Source organism: Pseudoalteromonas sp. Z9A4, from assembly GCF_011378845.1.
GTDB lineage: Bacteria > Pseudomonadota > Gammaproteobacteria > Enterobacterales > Alteromonadaceae > Pseudoalteromonas > Pseudoalteromonas arctica.
In genome coordinates, this window is sequence record NZ_WTLA01000014.1 from 81,501 (window position 1) to 103,930 (window position 22,430).

15 protein-coding genes are annotated in these 22,430 nt (G+C 38.0%); 6 read left to right on the forward strand and 9 right to left on the reverse strand.

Annotated elements, in window-relative coordinates:
* Positions 1-38: 38 nt before the first annotated feature.
* Positions 39-869 (reverse strand): formyltetrahydrofolate deformylase, encoded by an 831-nt coding sequence (purU, locus tag GQR54_RS11830; RefSeq protein WP_166377812.1) that lies wholly within the window; start codon positions 867-869, stop codon positions 39-41.
* 213 nt (positions 870-1,082) lie between these two features.
* Entirely contained in the window at positions 1,083-2,969 is a 1,887-nt protein-coding gene (locus tag GQR54_RS11835; protein WP_166377814.1) for a hypothetical protein, read from the reverse strand.
* Positions 2,970-3,186: 217 nt separating this feature from the next.
* Between GQR54_RS11835 and GQR54_RS11840 the strand changes: the two genes are divergently transcribed.
* Positions 3,187-4,161 carry a DNA topoisomerase IB gene (locus GQR54_RS11840; protein WP_024593963.1) on the forward strand — a complete coding sequence of 325 codons (975 nt, stop codon included), beginning with the start codon at positions 3,187-3,189 and terminating at the stop codon, positions 4,159-4,161.
* Positions 4,162-4,209: 48 nt separating this feature from the next.
* Here GQR54_RS11840 and pelG read toward each other — a convergent pair whose 3' ends face one another.
* Genes pelG through GQR54_RS11875 form a run of 7 tightly spaced genes read right to left on the reverse strand, consistent with a single transcriptional unit; the run spans position 4,210 to position 15,869 of the window.
* Complete coding sequence (pelG, locus tag GQR54_RS11845) at positions 4,210-5,574, reverse strand: exopolysaccharide Pel transporter PelG (RefSeq protein WP_007584803.1); 1,365 nt, start codon at positions 5,572-5,574, stop codon at positions 4,210-4,212.
* Entirely contained in the window at positions 5,562-7,079 is a 1,518-nt protein-coding gene (pelF, locus tag GQR54_RS11850; protein ID WP_166377816.1) for a GT4 family glycosyltransferase PelF, read from the reverse strand. The genes pelG and pelF overlap by 13 nt, the downstream gene beginning before the upstream one ends.
* A complete protein-coding gene (locus GQR54_RS11855; protein ID WP_166377818.1) occupies positions 7,072-8,055 on the reverse strand; it encodes a HEAT repeat domain-containing protein in 984 nt (327 codons plus the stop codon). Before GQR54_RS11855 ends, pelF begins: the two co-directional genes overlap by 8 nt.
* Positions 8,052-9,350, reverse strand: coding sequence for a PelD GGDEF domain-containing protein (locus tag GQR54_RS19770; protein ID WP_166377820.1), 1,299 nt, complete (start codon positions 9,348-9,350; stop codon positions 8,052-8,054). Before GQR54_RS19770 ends, GQR54_RS11855 begins: the two co-directional genes overlap by 4 nt.
* Positions 9,347-9,862 (reverse strand): hypothetical protein, encoded by a 516-nt coding sequence (locus GQR54_RS11865; RefSeq protein ID WP_007584808.1) that lies wholly within the window; start codon positions 9,860-9,862, stop codon positions 9,347-9,349. The genes GQR54_RS19770 and GQR54_RS11865 overlap by 4 nt, the downstream gene beginning before the upstream one ends.
* Before the next feature lie 14 nt (positions 9,863-9,876).
* Entirely contained in the window at positions 9,877-13,161 is a 3,285-nt protein-coding gene (locus GQR54_RS11870) for a tetratricopeptide repeat protein (RefSeq protein ID WP_166377822.1), read from the reverse strand.
* A complete protein-coding gene (locus GQR54_RS11875; protein ID WP_166377824.1) occupies positions 13,161-15,869 on the reverse strand; it encodes an endo alpha-1,4 polygalactosaminidase in 2,709 nt (902 codons plus the stop codon). Before GQR54_RS11875 ends, GQR54_RS11870 begins: the two co-directional genes overlap by 1 nt.
* Before the next feature lie 509 nt (positions 15,870-16,378).
* On the opposite strand from GQR54_RS11875, the gene GQR54_RS11880 reads away from it, so the two are divergent.
* From GQR54_RS11880 to GQR54_RS11900, 5 genes are all read left to right on the forward strand, one after another.
* The gene (locus GQR54_RS11880) at positions 16,379-18,046 is read left to right on the forward strand and encodes a methyl-accepting chemotaxis protein (protein WP_165728466.1); all 1,668 of its coding nucleotides are present in this window, start codon (positions 16,379-16,381) and stop codon (positions 18,044-18,046) included.
* 120 nt (positions 18,047-18,166) lie between these two features.
* Positions 18,167-18,700, forward strand: coding sequence for a MarR family transcriptional regulator (locus tag GQR54_RS11885; protein WP_231611873.1), 534 nt, complete (start codon positions 18,167-18,169; stop codon positions 18,698-18,700).
* A gap of 117 nt (positions 18,701-18,817) precedes the next feature.
* Entirely contained in the window at positions 18,818-19,567 is a 750-nt protein-coding gene (locus GQR54_RS11890) for an RIO1 family regulatory kinase/ATPase (RefSeq protein WP_166377827.1), read from the forward strand.
* Between the two features lie 312 nt (positions 19,568-19,879).
* Complete coding sequence (locus GQR54_RS11895; protein ID WP_007584828.1) at positions 19,880-21,232, forward strand: magnesium transporter; 1,353 nt, start codon at positions 19,880-19,882, stop codon at positions 21,230-21,232.
* 22 nt (positions 21,233-21,254) lie between these two features.
* A complete protein-coding gene (locus GQR54_RS11900) occupies positions 21,255-22,316 on the forward strand; it encodes a CNNM domain-containing protein (protein ID WP_166377829.1) in 1,062 nt (353 codons plus the stop codon).
* The last annotated feature ends 114 nt before the right edge of the window (positions 22,317-22,430 follow it).

Genomic DNA, 22,430 nt, shown 5'->3' on the forward strand with positions numbered 1-22,430 from the left:
TTAAATTTAATGTGTAATTCTTAGTTAAACATAAATATTTAACTAAACACCACGGTTTTATTACCGTTAATAAATAACTTATGCTCTGATGCAAGTTGGAGTGCTTTACAAAACACTGTTTTCTCAACATCTTTCCCCATTTTAGCCATCATTTCAGCGGTATTAGCATGCGTAACGTTTGTTACATCTTGCAAAATGATAGGGCCTTCATCAAGCTCATTATTAACAAAGTGAGCAGTAGCACCAATAATTTTTACGCCACGCTCAAATGCTTGATGATACGGTTTAGCGCCTATAAATGCAGGTAAAAATGAGTGATGAATATTAATTATTTTACCTTCAAAGCGACCCACAAATTCAGGGCTTAAAATACGCATATATTTGGCAAGACCAATAATATCAGGGTTGTAGCTGGCAATTAAATCACCTACTTTTTGATCGTGCTCGCTACGAGTTAGTCCTTCGTGCGATACAACATGAAACGGCACATCAAACCCTTTGGCTAAAGGCTCTAAATCAGCATAGTTAGCAATAACGGCTAATACTTCAATATTAAGAGTTTGTTCAAATTGCTTTAGTAACATACCACCTAAACAGTGGGCTTCTTTAGTTGCAAGTAAAACTACTTTAGTTTTTGCACCGCAATGTAGGGCAAGTTTAGCGCCTTGTGGCAATAATGCGCGTAGTTGATCTAAAAAGTCGCTTTGTGGCTCGCCTGTAAGCTCTGTACGCATAAAAAATCGCTGTGCGTCTTTATCTACAAACTCGTTGTTACGCGTAATATTTAAATTGTTTTTATGACAAAGCCCTGTGATTTTAGCTATTAAGCCTACGTCGTCAGCACATTGGGTGGTTAGTATATAGCTCATTGTCCTCATTCTTACCCTGTGATTAATACTTCATTATTTGTGTTTTGGCACATAAAGCAAGGGCTTTGTGGACTAATCCAATATTAATCATGTTGTTGAGTATAAAAGAGGTAGTAAAGTTAAAAGGTATTGAATAGAGGTTAATAAAGGATAAAAAAATGCCACCTAATTTACAAGGTGGCATTAATACTAATTATCCAGAGTTCAGGTAAGTTAGCCCTTAGGTTCGGGAGATAAGTTTTCTTCTTGTCTTAAATACCCGGCGGCCTCTTCGTCATCTTTAGCTATAGCTTGCTGAGAAGGCATAGCGCGCGTTTGCTGGTTTAATTGATGTATTTGTGACGCATTACCTAAATCACGCTCACTGGTGATTGAGGCAATAGATTCGCGATCTTTCAAGAACGCGATAACGTCTTTTTTGATTGCTTGTAATTGTCCTTCGTCTTTATGCATTTCCATAATATGGCGAGGATGTTCAAGGTTTTTCATACCTGTTGCTGCAAACGTAGTAGAAATAACACGAGAAACAATAATCCAAGGCGTTATGCTACTGCGTACTAAAGTATTTTCTGAGCGAGTACTATCGTGAATACCAGTACCTGTTGATATTTTAGACTCAGTAAATGTGCCTTCGCATTTAAAGTACACTAGTAGTGATTCAAATTGCATTTCAGCAAAAAATAGATGAGCTGTATTTGTAAGCAATTGCGCAAATGCTTTAATAAGTATACCTATTAGCAATAAGTGAAAGCTTGTCATTAATAGTTCACTAAATTGAATAACATGTTGGTTATTAAATGCTTGTTTAAAGCTACTAATATTTGCAGCGTCAACGTAATGGTAAACATTAATAAACGAATACGCTAAAAACACAGTAAACGCTAAGGCTATAATATAAAGCAAGTTACCACTTACTAAAGCAAGTAATCTCGCTAGCGTAAAGTTTTTACCTAAGTCTATTGAGTGCAGTTTAGGCTGAATCTCTTGGATCATTTCACCTTTAAAACCGCCTTTACCTTCAATTTGTTCTTGAAGCTTAGGATCTAATTCTCTGTAAACTCTGTTAGGTACTTCTTTATAACGACGGTTAGCCATTACTAGGTTGTCTAGGTTTATAAAAATTTCGTCTGGATGAACAGACTCTTGCCAGTTTTCACGTAGTTCTGATACTTCAGCAGAAGGGGTAACTGCATTTAAACGCGCTTTAATCATAATAAAAGCAATTGCGCAGCTCAGAGTGGCTAATACAATAATTGCAATTAAGTACATGCCAGCATGAAGACTAGGTAGTTGCTCAATCCAGCCATCTATTTCTTGTTTGCTAATGTGTTGTTCTTTCATCAGCCATGACATAGAAAGACCAATAGCGATTGGTAGAATAAAAGATAAAGAAATAATTTTAGCGAGTGCACCGGTACCAAGTGCTTCAATATTTTTTTCAGCGTTTCTAGAAATAGGTTTACCCGTAGAGCGCCACGAAAAAAGCACGTAGAACATTAATATGGCACTATAAACAGGAAATGCTAATTCGCCTGCTTCACCGGTAAAACCCGATAAAGATACAAATGCCACAAGGCCATAAGCAATAAGTGCAACAAGGGTACTTACCCATGAGCCAAATAAGCGCTGAGCAACATTACGAATAGGATAAGGTAGGAATAATAACTTAGGGATTAAGCTGTGAAGTAAACGTGATAAAAAACCATTAGGCTCTTTAAACGTACTGTTTTTACGACCAACCAGCATTTCTTCGAGTGATTGCGCGGTGTAGGCTACTTCTTTTTGTTCTTCTTGGGCGGTTGATGCTTGTGATTTGCTGTAGTTATAAGCAAGTGAAGTAGGGTGGTTTCTGCCTACAAAATACTTAAGAGTTGCATAAATACCACTTGAAAGTGAGCGAATGCCGAATGCTAAAATAAGCATGCCAAACACCATTAAAATCCATCCAGCGGTTGTATCTTCTTTTACTGAGCCCGCAGCAATAACAAGTAAACTAATACCCGCTATAGACTCAATGAGTCCTCTTACAGCTGTTACTTTACCTTCAAGTTTGAAGGGGTTTTTTAGTCCAAGATCAATCGATCCATAATCAAAAGCCATTGAATGCTCCTTTTAAACAGCATGCCCAATTAAGGGAGAATATAAGCGTAGTTATAATAACCATTATATATATCGTATTTTTGTTTTTGCTCAATTTTTGATTATATATCAATAAAGTCGTTCAGTTTAAGGTTATTTTAAAGTGGTACATTCTATGCTTTGAAATATAAGCTTAAGCGAGTTAACAATATCTCTTTTAAATGCTTGAGGAGGAATGATGGAATTGATTTACGTTGATGATAGTTTGCCCGGAATTACCCGAAAGCAAAAAAACAAACATTGGCAGTATTTTGACCCAATAGGAAAAATAATTAAAGAGAAGGCCGTTATTGAGCGCTTAAATTCACTCGCGTTCCCGCCTGCTTATAAAAGTGTATGGTTTTGCCCTGAAGAAAATGGGCATATTTTAGCAACAGGTTACGACAGTAAAGGACGAAAACAGTACCGGTATCATCCATTATTTACACAACAACAAGATGCTAAAAAGTATCAAGCTTGTAGTGTGTTTGGACATAAGCTGCCGTTACTTAGGGCTCAATTAAAGGAAGCATTGCAAGGTGATGAGCTCGATTATGAACGTACTTTAGCTGCCATTGTTAGATTAATGGATTTAGGTGCTTTACGGGTGGGGAATGAACGTAATGTAAAACAAAATAAAAGTTTCGGAGCGACAACCCTAAGATCAAGGCATGCAAAATTAACAGGTAAAAATATTAGATTAAAATACCGTGCAAAATCAGGCAAAGAAAGGGAAGTAAATATAACGGATAAAGCATTGAGTAGTGTTATTAAGGAACTTCAGGACTTACCCGGGCAACACTTGTTTCAATATATAGAAGGGGGGGAGCGCTCTAACGTTACCTCTACTGAAATCAATCAGTATATTCAAAATATAATGGGTGAAGAATTTAGCGCAAAACACTTTAGAACATGGCGAGCAAGTGTGATTGCTTTTAAAGAAGTGTATGAAGCAAAAGGCGCTATTACATTAAAAACAATGCTTGATGAAGTGTCTTCAAAGCTTGGGAATACGCCAACAATAGCGCGTAATTCTTATATTCACCCTGATGTTATTGAGCTTTGTAAGAAAAATGAATCAGAACAAACTCATTGGCGCGACAATTTTAAATTACCCCGTAAAACAAAGTATCTTAGTCGGTTTGAGCGCGGTTTATTAGAGTTTTTAACGTAACGATAAAGGCTGTAGCTTACAGCCTTTATGCTAAGTTTTTATATTATGCTATTGCAGCATAAACGTTTCGTATTCTAAATCTTCAAATTGTTTTGAAAGCCAAAATAATCCTACTACCGAGGTAATAATAGTCGCTAATGCAAAGCCATAGCCATAAAACTGCGGTCCAAAAGCAATTGATAACAAAGTTAAAACAACATTGATTACTAGAAATAACCCCGCTAAAAATAGCACTGTTGAGCGTTTATCTAAATAAAACAAAATATTTAAAATAGATAAAAATATAACTTGTACCCCTACACCGACTACATCAATAAATAAAAGCGTTTTATAGTTTGGATCAATGCCAATAAAGGTAAGTATCTGCTCACCCCATAATAATAAGCAGGCAACGGTAATACCCTGAATTTTAAATATATCGTATAAACCGGCACGCGCAGTTTGGATCATACTGTCTTTTAATATGTAGATCTCTTCAAGAGATGAGCCACCACGAATAGCGGTGTAAAAACGGTCGTACTCTTCTACAAAGTCGGTTTCCATTTTTACTAAAAATACTGCCATACCGGGAATAATAGACAAATAAGCCAAAAATATAGGTAAGTCATAAATTGGGCTGGCTCTTAATGTGCCAATAATTTGAATTGATGTGCTTGGAGAATACCAAAAAATGATTTTATCAGCCCATACACCAATGTTATAAAACAGACCACAAAAGAATAGGCTGTAATACACTTTTTTATTGCTTAAAAAGTCAAAGCTTATAAGTTTTTCACCTGGGTAGCGGCGAATAATCATAAATAAAAAGCTAAAAAAGAGCAGTGCTTCGCCAGCAAAAAACGCAAAAAATAAGCCGTCTAACTGCCAGTCTCTTAATAAATATGCAAGCAATACCATAAAGGCGTAACCACTTAGCATGGTAATTAAAATTAACCGGTATTCTTTCATACCTGATAGAAAAATAGCACCAAGCCACTGATTACATAAGCTTACAAAGGCACCTAAAATTATAATCTTAGTAACAACGGGTATAGGGAGCATAGGCCATACAGCTAAGCCCACCAATAACGCAGCTATTGTTGTTACAAGTTGCGCACCAAGTAAATTAGGGAGTACTTTTGCCTCTTCTTTTTGAAAAAACAAATCGGCAATAAACCGAGTTAGTAATAACTGCAAGCCACCCGTTAAAATAAGTGAGGCTGCCATCATGTAGGTAACAAGCGTTAAAAATTGAATAATAAGTACTTTAGGTAATACAATTCCTAAACTTAAAATACCAATTAGCATTAACGCTACAATAGAGAGCAGCCAGGGGCCTGAGCCTATTAAACCTGCGTAGCCGTATGCTTCAAAAACTGAGAGCAGGGTATTTTTTTTGAGAATTTTTCGTATCTCAAAACCTATTCCGGCCATGCCATTGTATCCTTATAAAGTTTATCGTAGCGGGCAAACATGTGGCTCTCGTCATAAAATTTTTGTACGCGGTCTAAACCACTTTTTTGATACTCAAGCCAAGCTTGCTCATTTGTTAGTATGTTTGATATTTGTTGTGCTGTTTCGCTAGGTGAAGCAATTGAGACAACTTCACCGGCTTTACCTAATGCTTTATCTTCATCGGTTCCGCCTTCGATTATTTCGCGGCACGAGCCAACATCACTAGCAAGTACAGGCACACCGGCCGCCATTGCTTCTAAAAGTACTAAAGGCTGCGCTTCGGAAATCGAGGTTAAAGCAACAATTCCGAGCTTAGGCAAAATTTTGGTAATATCTTGCATACCTAAAAACTTAACACTGTTTTGTAAATCAAGGCTGCCTACGAGTAGTTCACACTCTTTGTAATATTGCGGATCTTCTTCATAAGGGCCGATGATCCAGCCTTCTATCTCTGGTAATATCGATTGCGCTTCTTTAATCGCACGTATAAAGGTTTTAATATCTTTTATAGGCACTACACGTCCAATTAATCCAACAACCGGTGGTATCTGTTTTGGACGCTGCTCAAGCGCTTCAATAAAGCGCACTGTTTTAATACCATTAGGTACAACAAATGCTTTTTCTGGCGCTGCACCATCTTTTATTTGGCGCTGCCTGTTACCGTCGTATAGCGAAATGATCTTATCTGCTTCTTGATATGTTGTTCGGCCGATTTGCTCAAAAAAGCTGATCCACATACGGCGAATAAAGCCCATCTCGGTATTTAAGTTTTTACCTAGGCTTTGCTCAGACTCTTTGATCCAACTGGCTTGAATAAGATCTATTTTTCTTTCTTTGGTGTAAATACCATGTTCGGTCAACAAAAAGGGAGTATCGCTTATTACACTGGCACCAGATCCTAAAATACCAGCATACCCGGTAGATATTGAGTGAATAAGTTTAACTTTTGGAAGTCCACGTGCAATTTCGGCTATTTTAAATAGCGGTTTATATAAATTGCGGTATGACCAAAAAAAGTCAATAAAAGAGGATTCATCACAAAAAGTTGAATAGTAATTAGTGAGCACTTGCCACGATGATTCACTATATAAAAAGTCGGCTTCGTTAATACCGTCTTTTTTAGCCAAAGTTTCAAATGCAAATTTTAACAATTCAGTCGGGATAGGCTCGTTACAATCTCTAAAATAATTTTGTAGTTGTTGCCAGAAATCAAAGAGCTCTTTTTTATATTTAACCCCATGCTTGGCTTTTATTTCAGAAGTGTCATTTTCCACTAAATAATGAACATGCAGCTTGGTAACGTTTTCAGGTAAAGTATATTGAATCTCGCCATAATGCTCTGGTGCTCCACCTATAAAAACAAGCTCAAAGTTATAATGAGGTAACCCTTCAATTATTTGATGAACCCAACTAGATACACCACCACGTACGTAAGGGTAGGTACCTTCCAAAAGCAGTAAAATGTCTGCATCTTTATTACTCATGCCAATACTCCTGCAAATGACGTAATTCACTGCCTTTAGGTTGTTCTGGGAGTTCTTTTAAGTAGCGTTTACAGTCGTCAAACTTGTTCATACAAAAGGCAACTTCGGCTTTATAAGGGAGAACATGACGCCTTGCCATACCAAATTCAGTTGCTTTGAGTAAGTACTCATGGGCTATTTCGTATTTGTCTAAGGCTAAAGATATTCGGCCTAAAAATATAAAGGTTGCAGGTGTTTTTACGTGCTCAATACTTTGCTCTGCAAGTGCTTCTGCCTTTTCTAAAACGTATTTACGCAGTGCACCTTGGGCTAAGCCTAAGTAGCTTAGTTCCCAATACAGTTCGGCTAGCTGTTTTTGTAAATGGCTCAATTTGGGCTGCTTAGTCGTAACGGCTATTTCTTGCTGATACAAACTGATTTTTTCGTTGAGTTTGGTTTCTTTACCATCAAGGGTTGAGTAGGCGAGTAGTCGAATATCATCTTCTAAATCTTTAAGTGCTAGCTTTAAAATAGGAATAGCTTGTGAGTCACTCATGTGACGAGCTGCCATTACAGCACTTAAACGTTTATTTGGTTCACTCGCGTGCTTCAAAATTGCTTTAAGTCCGCCAATAGAATAGGTCGGGTTTGCTGATATTGCTCTGGCTTCAAAAGGAAGCTCAGGTATTTTATGCTCTTCTATTTCTATCTCGTCGTTTTTGAGAGGTTTACAAAGAGCAAACGTAAGCGCTACTACAACACCTATAATTCCAAGTACTGGTAATGTAAACAATAATAAAAACATGAGTAGCAAAGAGCTATAAGGAGTCGTTTTGTATTCTTTAGGTATAAAAACATAACTAACAATAGCAAAAAGGATGCTAGCAATAGCATGCAATAATATAGCTAAAAACCAATTAGGTGTTTCCAGTACTTCTATTAGTGCAAAGTACTGGCAAATACACCCTAAAATAGCCGCTACAATAATTATAATCATGAAAGTGAAACCAATCTCTTTATGTCATCTGAGCTTATTGGTAGTGCAAGTTGTTGCTCAATAACAATATCAAGCTCAGCTAAAGTGCTACCCGTACGCTCTTTACACCAAGTGTTCATTCGGGCAATAAAGCCTGCTTTTTCAAGTTCATCAGCTAATGGCATTAATAGCAGTAATACCTGATTTTGATTATCATACAAATAAATGTCTAAACCACGGCGTGCTTCACTTAAATAACTCATAAGTTGAGTCGATTTATCAGTAATATTATTGGCTTTTATTTTTAGCAGCTGCGATGGAATGTTGTATCGTTTAGCTTCTTTATTAGCGCGTTTAACTTGGCGAATAAAGTATGGAGACTCTTCATAAGTCATTACTGGGTTTGTTATTTCATGGCGCAGTAGGTCGCCAATATGCCCAGCCATAACAGCAAGTAGTGTAAGAGTGGTATTTTTAAGCGCAAAAAATTGTACTCTTTCAACTAAAATAGCGCCATAAATTGTATTATTTACGTCGATAAGTGGGATTGCCATATGGTATTTACTTATACCTAACGCAGTTTTTGCGTCTTTTACTGATACTAATTCTTTTTCTTCAATCATCGCTAATATAAGAGGATCATTTTCAGCTATTTGACCCATTTGGCCAATAGAGGCAAGTGGTGGCTCTAAAACAGTGTCTTTTTCAACTTTATATAAACCCGCTCTTTCTAATAAACCATATTCAACGAATAGGTCGATTATTTTTTGCGCTGCGCTATCAAGCCTTCTTTCTTTTAATAGCCCGATAGAGGTTCTTACTGCTTGTAGCGATTCACGCAAACTTAACGTATGGCCAGCTAGCATTTGCTCAATTCTATCGTGAGATGAATTAATTAAATGATATTGACGAGTAAAGGTTTCAAGGCGGTCGGTTACGTACTCAAGCTGAATACTTTGCTGTTGATTAGTACGCTCCCACACATCTCTAAACTCGCCAGTGATCATAATTACAATAATGTAGCCAATCATGGCGTTAATATTAAAGTCGCTTTGCGATGATAAAATATTTGCTTGAAGTAAAAAAAGTTGGCCAACAAGCAAACATAAAATACTAATAAAGCCTTTTGAAAAGCCATAACGTAGAGAAACTAAAAGTGGGCCAAGTACAGGCCACGAAAACCCTCCCTCAGTCCAAAATGGGTCCTCTGCGTTAAATAATACAGGCAGCCCTAAAGCAAGCGCGGTAAATATAAATACCTCAGCCCATATTTGTAGCTCAGGAACGTCTCTTGGTCTAAGGAAATGTGTTTTCACTCACTAACCTCTATATAAGAAATTAAATCGGCAATCACATCTTGTGCTGTTGCTGCAATGCTATCGCGGCCCCAACCACTTTTAGCAATAGTACCCGTCCAAATCGGTGTTGTTTGTCCATTTTCAGTGAGTGATAATGTAAGTGCAACAACGGGTTCGCCATCAAGGCCTGCTTTGTAGCGCCACTCTTCAATGCTGCCTGTTAGTACATAGTCAGCTTGTTGAGTGCTTAACCATTGCATAGCATTGTCTAAACGGTATTGATCGTCCAGTGGTGGAAGCTCTTTTGTGTTTACGCGAGGTGCGCGTATAAGAGTTGGCAATTTATTTTGTTGCCAAATACTGGCTAAAATATCTTCAGCACGTTCACCAGCAAGCGGTGTTTGAGCATGATTAACAAGTGGCATTAATGCCACAATTTTTGAAGGGCTAAGCTCTACATCATCAGCAACTCTGCTGGTGGTACATGCTGATAATAGTAATACCAAACACGGTATAATTAAACGAAACATACTCTCTCCTAACATTAAAAATGTACGTAATAACCTAATTGTAATTGTGTATCTGAGTTACCCACTTTATTACTACTTTGGTAACCCAGCTGTAATTTAAATAAATCATCGCCTAAAATAGACCAGCCAGCACCGCTTGATACCGACACATCAATATCTTCAGTAACCGTTTGATACCCAGTGCTTATATCAAATAACCATGACGGGCTTGTACCTAAATATGGCGGTTCTAGCGATCCCGTAGATGCAAAAGAAGACCCTAAAGCAATACGTCTAAATGGCTGAATATCTATAGCCAAAGGGTTAGTGCTTGGGGTATTGATAAGTGCATTTACGCGCTCAAAGTCTTGCCATTGGGTACTAAAGTAAGCGTTCCAAATTGGGCGGTCTTTTAAAATGCTGTACTGATAACGTGCGTTATATTCTTGGCCATTAATGAGTGAGCTACCATCGTCTCTTCGAGAAAAAGACATCGCTGCTGCTGAAAGCTGCACATTTTGTCTGTTATCAATGTTGTAGTTAACATAGGCTGTGGCTTTATCTAGCTGAGCATAACTAAGTAATATTTCTGATTGGCGGTTTTCAACATTATATTCAAGTTTTAAACCCACCTGAGTACGAGAATCCCATTGATAACGAGAATCAAGACTAAGACCTTGGCGGCTAACTAAGCTGCCTTGGTGAGAATCTATTTTTGCATCAAAATACCAACGACCAAAGGTCATTTTATCTTCTATCGCAAACAGCAATCCGTTGTTATTAAGGTTTTGCTGATTACTTAAACTTAATTTCCATTGCCCACTAGCGTAAGGGAAATAAACGTTAACATCGTACTGGCTGCTGTTTAAACCAGCCTCTGGCGATAGGTTAATTTCAAGCGCTCTAAAGTAGGATGTTCGTGCATTTCTGAGTAAACTCAATTGTGATTCGTCAAGCTCACCAGTCAGCTCTTCATACCAACGCTGCATTGTTGCGTATGGCTGCTTCAAATAGAGTAGGGCGTTGAGCTCATCTAATTTGCTTAGTGAGCCTTCGGCTATTAGTTGTTTCGCTTTATTGAATTCGCCGTTGGTCATATAAAGTTGTAGTTTTTGCCAAGGTTCTAACTTTTGTGCAGCTCGGCGTGCTAACCACCAGTTTGCTTGAGGTTCACCAATAGTGTCGGGCGCAAGCTCATTCATGGTATTTAACTGCATTAAATGAGGAACCGCCATAGCACCTGCCCAGCGGTACATTAGGCCTCTATATGCGTATTTATCTTTAGGTAAATGCTGCAATAAATAGTGATTTAGCTCGGCAGCATTCGCATAATAACCAAGCTGTTTCATTACATCGGCTAAGTTAACCAGTGTTGTTAAGTCACTTGGATCTGCAACAGCTAGTTTACGCAAATAAAAGTAGGCACTGTTATATGACTTTTCGTGAATAGATAGGCTAGCTAAGAGCTGCGTCCACGCATAGGTAGGATCGCTGTCCGAATAGAGAGTTAAAATACGGCTGATCATTACGGTGTCGTGCATTTGCAGTGCTAACCAACCTTGTGCAAGCACAACATCAGGGTCGTATTCACTTAATTTAGCTGCGCGGTTTAGGGTGGTATAAGCCGAATTTAAATCACTTTGATTTTGATACCAATTTGAAAGAATTAACCAAGCAGGGTAGAGGGCTTTATTATAGCGTTGCTTATCAAGTTCAGCGTGAATGCGTGCAACCGATTTAGCGTCATTTACTTGTGTGCTTAATAATGCAATTTGAATCAGTTGACGGTCAGTCTGCGATTCACTTTTCCATAAATAATCAAGAAGCTCTTGAGGTCTGTCTTCAAAGCGTAATTGTTGGTAATGCAGCATGTCGCCTACGCTTAAAGGGCTTATTTTTTGTAGTTGTTCTAATGAATACAATTCGTGAGCTTTGTCCTTAACTCGCATAGCCATGTCTACATTGGCGCTCCAAAACTCATCATCAGCACTTTGTTGCTTACTTTTTAATACTTGCATAGCTGTAGCAAAGTCATCTTCTAGCCAAAAAGCACGTGCTATCCAAAGTAAGTCTTCTTCACTTTTAGGGCCTTTATATGTAGGCCATAAAGCTCTTAATGCTTTTAAATTACCCGTGTCGTGAAGTACTTTCGCTTTCCAATATTGCGATAATGCACTCTTACCATTTATTTGTTCAAAACGGTCAATATTATTAAGTTCTTGTTTTGTATTGCCTATAAATTCGTTTGTTTGCATCCATTTAGCAAAGCCGTTGCCTTTTAATTGTCGGTTTTGTGCTTTGTATGCATATATATCGTTGGCGTCTTGGTATAAATACAATGCCGCAGCGTCATTAACACTGTCAGTAAGCATCGCTGGGGTTACAGCTCTGTTCGACATTAGCCATTTAAACTCTTTAAGCGCTTCTTTAGGCTTGTTCTGCCAGCGCTTTATTTTCCAATTTAATAAGCGTAGCTCTTTGTCATTTGGAGTTTGTAGTAATAACTTGGCGAGTAATTGCTCAGCCCCTTTTGCATTTCCATTGGCTAAACGCAGGTGCATGGCTTTTGTTAAGTAGTCGGTGTTATTTGGATCGCTCTTTAATAAGTTTTCAATTGCTTGAGCTGCATCCTCTGTGTTGCCAGCTAAGTTAGCTAAATAAAGGGTGCGTTTAACATTGGCTTGATCACCATAGGTTTTCCACCAGGCGTAAGCTTGTATCGGATTATTTGCCCCAAGTGCAGTTTCAATCGCTTTGACTGCAATGCCAGCATTTATGTTTGCTTTATAAATATCGAGTGCTTTATTTGGTTCGCCTGCGCTTAACCAGTAATCGGCTGCAAGGAGTGGCTGTTTGTTTTTTTGATAATACTGAGCAACTTTTGCGTTTAACCCAACGGCTTTTGCAATAGTTAGTATTTGTTCGTTCCAATTCTTATGGACACCTATTTTTAAAGATAGCTCTTCAAAGCGGTCGTCAATATTAGCCCCGCTTGCTAGCCATAATGAGTAAAGCAGCTTTATTTCAAGCGTCGCTTTGCGCTCACCTCTAGGTAGTTTTTCAAGTTCGTTAGTAGCTTGTGAATACTCACTAAGCCCTATATGTAGCTCAACCAATTTTGCGCGTAGCTTTTCGTTGTCGGGCTCTGTGTTGAGCGCTGCATTAAGGTACGATTTTTCAAAGGTATAATCTTGTGAAAGTTCATCATCTTCAAAAAATAAGGTGTGAGGAAATAATGCATAAAGTGCAAAACAACTTACAGCTAATATTGTTAATATTGTTTTTACAGAAATTAACTGAGGGCGCTTTTTAGCATTCATTATCGAGCGACTCCATTGCAGTTAAGATAACCATAAAATTGACCCTTTGGCAGATTAAAGTGTGTCACATTAGCGCGTGTTACACCTTTAAAGTGCTCACCCAAATTAGATACAAATTCGCAAGAGCGTGCATTCATTAAATCAAGTGAAGCGGGCACCCACGCTTTAAAACTAACAGGTCCGTTAACTTGCCAGTTATTAATAACAACATTTGCAGACGCTAAATAAGGTTTTTTACTATTTTGGCTGTGATCAAAGCTAAGGCGAGCTATGTTATTTATAATATGTATGTAGTCACCTTTTTCAGTTACACCCGATACACCTTCACTTTGAGCTATGTTTGGCACATCAAAATCGGTAGGTATTCGCAGAGTACGAATGTATTTTGAGCTAAATAACCATTCATTATTATTGTTTTTTGCAAGTGCAGAAAAGTAAAAATCTTTTGCTACTTTTGCATAATGGCTTAAGTGCACAGGTGTATTTGGTCTTGCTAAAACATAATCTATGTTGTGTTTAAGAGCGTCTAAACCCGCAAGAACTTCGCCTGAGTAAAAGTGATAATAAATAGTGTAAGGCTTTAACCTATATGGTTTTTCTGTTATTTCGAATGTTTCAGTTAAGCGTCTAAAGCCGTAATAAGGGCCATGCCATAGGTTTGTGTAAACATTTTCATTTAATATGGGGGCATAAATTTGATACAGCAAATCGCGCTCAGGTCGGCCAATAGGTGATATATGTGTAAGGCTAGGATTATCGGCATTTACATCAGTGTTACCACCGTTGACATTTAACACGCCTGCATCACGAGCAAGTTCAAGTGCTTTAGGACCGGGTGTTGCATCACCAGACCAAAGTATCATCACTGTTTTTTTATTTTTAGGTGTGAGCTTTTCATCAATGTACTTTATTGAATCTGTAATTTCTTTTTTAAAGCTGATAGTGTTGTAGCCAGGTACATCTAGATGAAAACCGTAATCGGTGTCATCCTCATCTATTTTTTTTCGCCCAGACAGTGCTGTCCAAAAATAGGGGTGACTATAAGTATGCGAAGCAACTTCTACGTAAGGTAGGTTAAAAATACTACGTGCAATGCCTTCAAGTTTGGCACTTTGTTTAGAGTGAATACCGCCTTCTTCAATGTCTGCTTGGATCACAGATGACGTCAAAGGCAGTTTATAGCGTTTAATTATTTCATCTCGAATCACTTCCGCTGAATAAGGCTTACCTTCGTAATGTGCAACACTTGTAAATCCATCTCCATCTATATGCAGCGTAAGCATTCGCCTGCCACTTTCGGTGGTTGTATCTGGCACTAATATAGGCGGTAGTCCCATAGCCTGAGTTAGTAGTGTACGTGGATCAATAACCCATTTACTGCCTTCCATCGGAAATGTATCAATTAGCCAAGGAGCAACTACGACTGCACCATATTTAGTTTTAGCTGCTTGTACAACTATTGTGTTATCAGCTGATTTTATTGTAATTAGAGGGGTGGCATCAGCAGCTAATTTAAGCATGTATGGTTTAACAATTGGAGGAGGCGTTGTTGCTTCGCCTTTAAGCCAAGGTATAAAGTTATCTAATTTATAAGGGCCTTCAGTTGGCGTGTTTAATGATTCGATGCCCAAGTTTGAAAGTAGCTTGGTTGTTTGTGGTAATTCGCCCAAAATAAGCTCTGGCACAACACCTAAATTAGCTTCAAGCCAATTGGTAAGCGTTGGCGTGTAAAACGCGTCACTTGATGTCCATGAGATAATACCTGCATGTAAGCTAGGGTCAACCAGAGGTAAATCTCGCTTTGCCATATCTATGTAATCAGGTATATACCCTAAATACTCAATCATAGTTGCAAGTTTTAAATGTACTGTAGTGTAAATGAGTGGTTTTACATTGCTGTTATAAGGGATCAAAATGCGCCTAGGCACTGGTGTAATTGATGATGTTCCCCATGTTTGTAGGTGACCATCGGTTACCCATGGATTAAAACCTGCGTCTATAATATTTTGCGCCATAGCTAGGCGATTATCGGGTTTTGCATAATCAATAACTTGGACGTTGAGGCCTAAGTCTTTTGCTGTTTTTAATTGTGCGCTTAGCCAATCTTGGTCGTTTTTGTTGGTCAGCTTATAGCTATTGTCGGTTGGATTAAAGTGGCTATACAAACCCTCAGCAACTAAGTCTTTGGCTAAATTAGAGAGTTTAGGCAATAATTCAAAGCCCCGGTTGAGGATAAGGTGCTTATCAAAAGTCTCAGATAGTGAGCTTATTATGGTGACTAACCCAGCTTGTTGATCGGGTTTACTGTGTGTAGTATCTAATAGCTGATAGCTATCAAGGGTATCTAAAAATAAGCCGCTAAAGCCACGTGCTTTTAATGCCGCAGCGCTGTTTGCAATATATTGTTGCCAATGTGCAGATGTTAAATCCGCAATGTGGCTATTCCAGTTGGGGTTTATGCTAAGTGATGACTCACTTTGATTAAACGACTCACCAACACTTAAATAAGCATAAACGGCGATATTACGCTGTTTAAACCAATTAAGTTCGTGCTCGGTGACGAGTTCGGGCTGGACTACCACGCGGGAATAAAAAGTCATTTCGGCTAAAGGCATAGGGGATGAATAGTAAAATGCAATACTATTATTCACAGGCGCTGCAGATACATGAGCAGATACTAAAAGTGCAAGGTATAAAATATATTTCATTAATAATTCATTTTTATTAGATTATAACTGTGACTCAAAGTGATGTGTTCCGATTTAATTCTAGCTGTTAATAACTAGAGATGCATAGTTGTTACGTGTTAACGGGAGGTTTTGTGCGCGAATTGTCAACGTGAACTTAAAACCCATACTAACACGGGCGATGCGCTGACTCATTATAATATAAGTTAACCAACCATTTATATACGTAATCAAATTAAATTCAGATTAATAAAAAACTAAATACTTTAAAATCAACTCCAAAAGGAGGGGAGTTCATACATTAATTAAGACGAAGGTCTCAGTTTTTTTAGTGTCAAAATACCTCTCTTATAGCTATAATATTCGTTAATTAGCCATAATCTGAATTTGGCTCCGCCCATTTTGTTTACATTTAAGTATTAATTAAATAATGTAAACAATCGTAATTTAATTTCTAGCGAATTAACCTAAAAATAAATTATTTTGTCGGTTTTTAGCTATTGTTGCTATATACATACCCCGGAGAAATAATGAGTAATTTAAGCTTGAAAAACAAACTGTTGTTATTAGCTATATTGCCCTTAATGCTACTTTTGATTAGCTTGATGCTGAGTTCTTATTATTTAGAGAATAAAAATCAGCAACAAAATTTTGAAGCATTTCAAACTAAACTAATAAGTGACAAACAAACGTTGCTAAGCACCGAGGTAGAAATTGCCAGTAAAATTGTGCGCTATCAAATAGCAAATGGCTCTGAGCAAGATGCTAAAAATGCCCTGAGAGATTTAACATTTGGTCAAGGTGGTTACTTTTTTATATACGACACAAATGGCGTTAGTGTTTTTCATGCATTATTAGGTGATGCTATTGAAGGGCAAAACAAAATAGGGATGACTGACCCTAACGGTAAAAAAATAATAGTGGGCTTATTAGATCAAGCTAGAAAAGGCGGTGGCGCTTTTAACTATCATTTCCAAAAACCAAATACCACAGGCTTAGTTGAAAAAATGGGCTATGCAGCAATGATCCCAGGTACAAACTGGATGATTGGTACTGGCGCATATATGGATGATATAGACGCAGAACTACTTAAATATCAAACAGCAATGCAAGAGCACATGAATGATAAGGTAGTGACCTTATTGCTAATTGCTTTATTTTGGGTTGTGTTAACTATTATATGTGCGTTAATTGCCGCAAATACAATGGTAAAACCAATACAGCGTATGGCGCAAAGCCTTGACGATATTGCCAAAGGTGAGGGCGATTTAACTAAACGTTTAGATATTGATACTAACGATGAAATAGGCCAACTTGGCGAAGCATTTAATATGTTTGTAAGTAAGTTACATGGCATTATTGCTAATGTGGTTGATGTAACACACGATGTAAAAACAGCCTCTAGTGATATAAATACACAAACACGATTAATTGAAGACAAGCTACTTAATCACAATCATGAAACAGACCTTGTTGCGACGGCTATTACCGAAATGTCGGCTACTTCTCATGAGGTGGCTCAAAATACGAACCAAGTGGCAGAGTCAACCCAAGCGGCAACGCAAGAAGTTGCTAAAGCTCAAGAGTGTGTTGATATTTCACTCAGTGAGGTGTCTAACCTAATGGGCGAGATAAACCTAGCCGCAGAACAAGTTGATTCACTCAGTGATCAATCTAAAAAGATTAATAGTGTACTAAGCGTAATTGGTGGAATTGCCGAGCAAACAAATTTACTTGCACTTAATGCTGCAATAGAAGCTGCACGAGCAGGTGAGCAAGGGCGAGGGTTTGCTGTTGTTGCTGATGAGGTAAGAAGCTTAGCAAGTCGTACTCAAGTTAGCACATTAGAGATTAGTGAAATGTTGAGTGAGTTACATAATTTAGTATCGGATGCTGTAGCCGCAATGCAAGCGAGTCAGAATAGTTGTAATCGCTCAGTAGAATCGTCTCGTGCTATTTCAGAAAGTTTAGGTGCGGTAACAACCTCAGTTAGATCAATTAACGACATGAGTACGCAAATTGCGACAGCGGCGCTGGAGCAAAGTAGCGTTACAGAAGAAATAAACCGTAATGTATTTGCCATTCAAGAAATCGTTAATGAACTAACTATTTCAAGCAAAACTACCTCTTCGGTAGGCCAGCATTTAGCTGCGCGTGGTGAAAACTTAGGACAACTCGTTGGCCAGTTTAAAATTTAACAAAGTTTAAAACTTTACAGTAAAAGCCGCTAATAGCGGCTTTATTTTTGTGGCTTAGTTTTAGCCGCTTAGTTTTTATAAAAATTATTGAATTTTTTGTATGTGTTAAGGTCTATCAGCATGCAAATATACCTATACAGTGGAATAACCATGCAAAACATGCCATCAATTAAACGTTGTACTCGAGAAGAGTTAGCGCCAGAGCAAGACTTGGGGCGTTTAGTGTCTTTTTTACGCTCGAGATTAGCCATTCATGTTGATGCCAAGTTACTTCCTATGGACTTAACCTCAGCGCAATATATTGTGGTAGTACTACTTGCGAGAGAGTCGGTTAATACGCTTGCAGGACTTTGTGAGTATATGGTTTATGATCGTGGCGCTATGAGCCGCTTACTAAACCGACTTGAAGAAAAAGGACTCATTATTAAAACGCAATGTGAGCTTGATAAGCGCTCAACTATTTTGTGTTTAAGTGAAAAGGGTAAAGCTCTTTGTCCAGAAATAATGCCTGTAGTAAACGAAGTCTATGCTCAAGCATTAAATGGTTTTTCAGAGCCAGAAAAAAATCAAATAATAGACTTATTATTTAAAGCTATAAATAATCTAGATACATTACCCGAAATTCCCCCCACAAATAGATTATCAATAAAATAGTGATACTGTTTCAACAGAAAGTTAGCGTGCTAATTAGTTGATCTGATTGTGCGTAGAATCTAACTTTGATAATATAGTTGCCTAGGCAATTAAAGTTATCATCTTGTTAGGTTTGTTATGATTGAAAATAATTTGTTAGTACAATTACAGCAGCAATATCCAGAACATACTTTTATGCAACATCACTTAAGTGTTGTCCATAAGGGACGTTTTGCTAACGCGATTGTGTATCGATATAAAGATAATGAATTTGATTTGATTGTTAAAGATTTTAGCCAAAGCCCGTGGCTTATTCGCAAAACGTTTGCTCGTATGTCGGTGAATCAAGAATATAAAGGATTGAGCCGTTTAGCTGAGCTTGATGCAGTCGCGAACCGCTTTTGTAGACTATCGCCGATAGCCGTAGCTTATAACTATATTGAAGGCACGCCACTGCGTGCTTTAATTCATGAAGATAAAACACTACCAGTAAGCTTTTTTAGCGAGCTTGAGCGTCAAGTAGCAAAAATGCATCGTAAAGGCATCGTGCATTTAGACTTGCGTAATATGGGTAACATTTTATGTGGCGCAGACGGTAAACCTTATTTTATTGATTTTCAGTCAACTATTAGCTTTTCACGTTTTCCGCGCTGGTTGCAACGCTTTATGCGAGGATCTGACATGTCAGGTGTATATAAAGCATGGAATAAATTGGGCGAGCAACCTCTGCCTCAAAAAAAGCAAGACTATTTAGAGCGCTTTAATCACGTGCGTAAACGCTGGATTTTTAAAGGTTACCCAATACAGCGTGGCTATGCGTGGGGCGCTGCACTTATTACTCAATTTGTAGATTCTGACTTAGTACGAAATATTACCGATAGACTTTAATTTAAAGCACAAACCGTAATTTAAAAACACCTAATTCATTGTGTGATTTTGCCCATATTAGCCTGGCTAATATGGGATTTTTTTATTATAAGTAATCCCTTTGGTTTGCTTACTTGTCGTTTAATCCCTTAAAAATAATTCCTTTTACTGTTTTTTTAATTTTTTAAAATAAATATTAGTACTGCATTTAGTTTGCCCATACAATGCGCAAAAATAGCCTGCGCATGCTTAATAAGTTCACGTTTTTTCTGCAATTTTTTATTGTTCAAGTAAACTGTGAGTAATGTACGCTTTTAAATTTAAGGTTTTAAGATGATTGAGTATCCGGTAGACCAACTTCCACAACTCATAAATGATTTACTGCAATGCGATACAACAGAACGTAAAAATAAATTATTAGCAGATGCGCAGTTAACGCTTTCTACAGAGCACCTGTCATTACTTTTTGAGGCAATACCAAAAGAACAACGACTTGAAATTTGGCAGTTACTTGACGAAGACACGCAACACGAAATTTTTGTTAATTTAAGTGAAGACAGCTGCCTGTGGTTACTGCAAACACTAGAAGACACCGAGGCTTTTAAGCTTCTTGATGAAGTTAATGTAGAAGAGTTACTGGAACTTGAAGAAGTTATACCAGAGCGATTTGTTGAGTATGCAAAAAAGCAACTCGATGAAGCGCAAACCAAACAATATGATTTAGCGCAGCAATACCCGCCAGAACAACTTGGTCACTGGTTAGGTTTTGACTTTTTAAAAGTATCAGAGAAGCTAACTGCCGGTGGCGCTAAAAAATTGCTACATAAAGGTTTACCGCAATACAGTGAGGTTATTTATTTAGTAAGCCGTAAGGGCAGCTTAATAGGTGAGGTTGCGGTAAATGATTTAATAAAAGCCAGCGACACCGATAACTTAATGACATTGGCAAATCATGACTTTTCATCGCTCCATGCTGATGATGATTTATATGAAGCGGCAGAAGTGGTGATCCACAGTGAAAAAATGGCATTGCCAGTGGTAAATGCTGATAATAAATTACTTGGGCGATTAACCATTGCCTCAGCCTATGAATTACGTCAAGAAATTGCTGATGAAGCTGCCGCTAAAGCCGGTGGTTTACGTGAAGACGAAGATCTGTTCGCAAGTGTGCGAAAAAGTGCTAAAAACCGTGGTATATGGTTAGGTATTAACTTAGCTACTGCCTTTTTAGCGTCCTGGTTCATCGGTTTATTTGGCGCAACTATAGAACAGGTTGTAGCACTAGCTGTATTAATGCCAGTGGTTGCTTCTATGGGCGGGATCGCAGGTAGTCAAACATTAACCGTTATTGTGCGTGGTTTAGCGCTCGGACAGGTTACAGATTCAAACCGCAATGCGTTACTTAAAAAAGAGCTACGTGTTGGCGCTGTAAATGGCTTGGTATGGGCGTTTGTAATAGGTCTGCTTACCTTCTTATGGTTTAACGATTTAATGCTCAGTATTACGATTACGGTAGCCATATTATTGAATTTAGTCGCTGCGTCACTAGCGGGTGTTGTTATTCCGTCTATTTTAGACAAAATGAAAATTGATCCTGCGTTATCTGGCTCGGTAATTTTAACTACCGTTACCGATATTGTTGGGTTTGTTACCTTTTTAGGTTTAGGCAGTTTATTGCTTTTATAGGCATTTTTAACAGGAAAATACAATGACCTTTGAAGTCATGATTTGGTGTGCAATTGCTTTGTGTATTTCACAATCAGCAATATTTTCGGGCTTAAACTTAGCGTTTTTTTCACTAAGTAGGCTTCAGCTCGAAATGGAAAGTGCAAAAGGGAACGAGGCGGCCATAAAAGTGATGGCTCTTCGAAACGACTCTAACTTTTTATTATCGACTATTTTGTGGGGCAACGTAGGTATTAACGTACTACTTACACTACTTTCTGATTCGGTATTAATGGGCGCAAGTTCGTTTTTATTCTCAACTATCGCAATTACTATTATTGGTGAAATAACACCGCAGGCTTATTTTTCGCGTAATGCGCTAAAAATGGCGAGCCTACTTTCGCCGTTAATTAAGTTTTATCAGATTCTGTTTTATATAGTTGCTAAGCCAACGGCCTTAATTCTCGATGCATGGTTAGGTAAAGAGGGGATTACGTACTTTGCTGAAAGTGAGCTCAGAGGTATTATTCGCAAACATATAGAAGCAGAAGAGGCTGATGTTCAGCACGTTGAGGGAATAGGCGCGCTTAACTTTTTTAGCTTAGATGAAATAAGCGTAACCAAAGAGGGTGAGGTAATTGATCCAGACTCTATTATTGCTTTGCCTACTAAGCTTGATTTGCCTATTTTCCCAGACCTTACATTAACGACTGATAATGAGTTTTTACGAAAACTACATAAGTCAGGTTATAACTGGGTGATCATTACCAATGAAGACGGTTGGCCTTTATTAGTGGTAGATGCTGACGGCTTTTTACGTTCAGCCTTGTTTGAACCAGATACGTTCGACCCTTATCATTATTGTCACAGACCTATTATTGTTGCTGATGAAGCGATGCGCCTGAGTGAAGTTATTTTAAAAATACGGGCTAGTCATTCTTTAGATAAATCGTTTGATGGGGCCATTGATCACGACGTGGTGTTAGTGTGGAGTGATGTGAAGCGCATTATTACTGGCGCTGATATATTTGGTCGGTTACTCAAAGGTATGAGTGCACCAAAAATCGAACTGCATGAAAATACAGAGAATAAAAAGCCGCTATAAAGCTAACACCGATCAGTTAAGGTATTTTTTGATCGGTTGACCGATCTTTTGGTTGCTTCACAATACCCTTATCATCTTTTGATTATGAGGGTATTTTTATGCTTAGTCATTGGT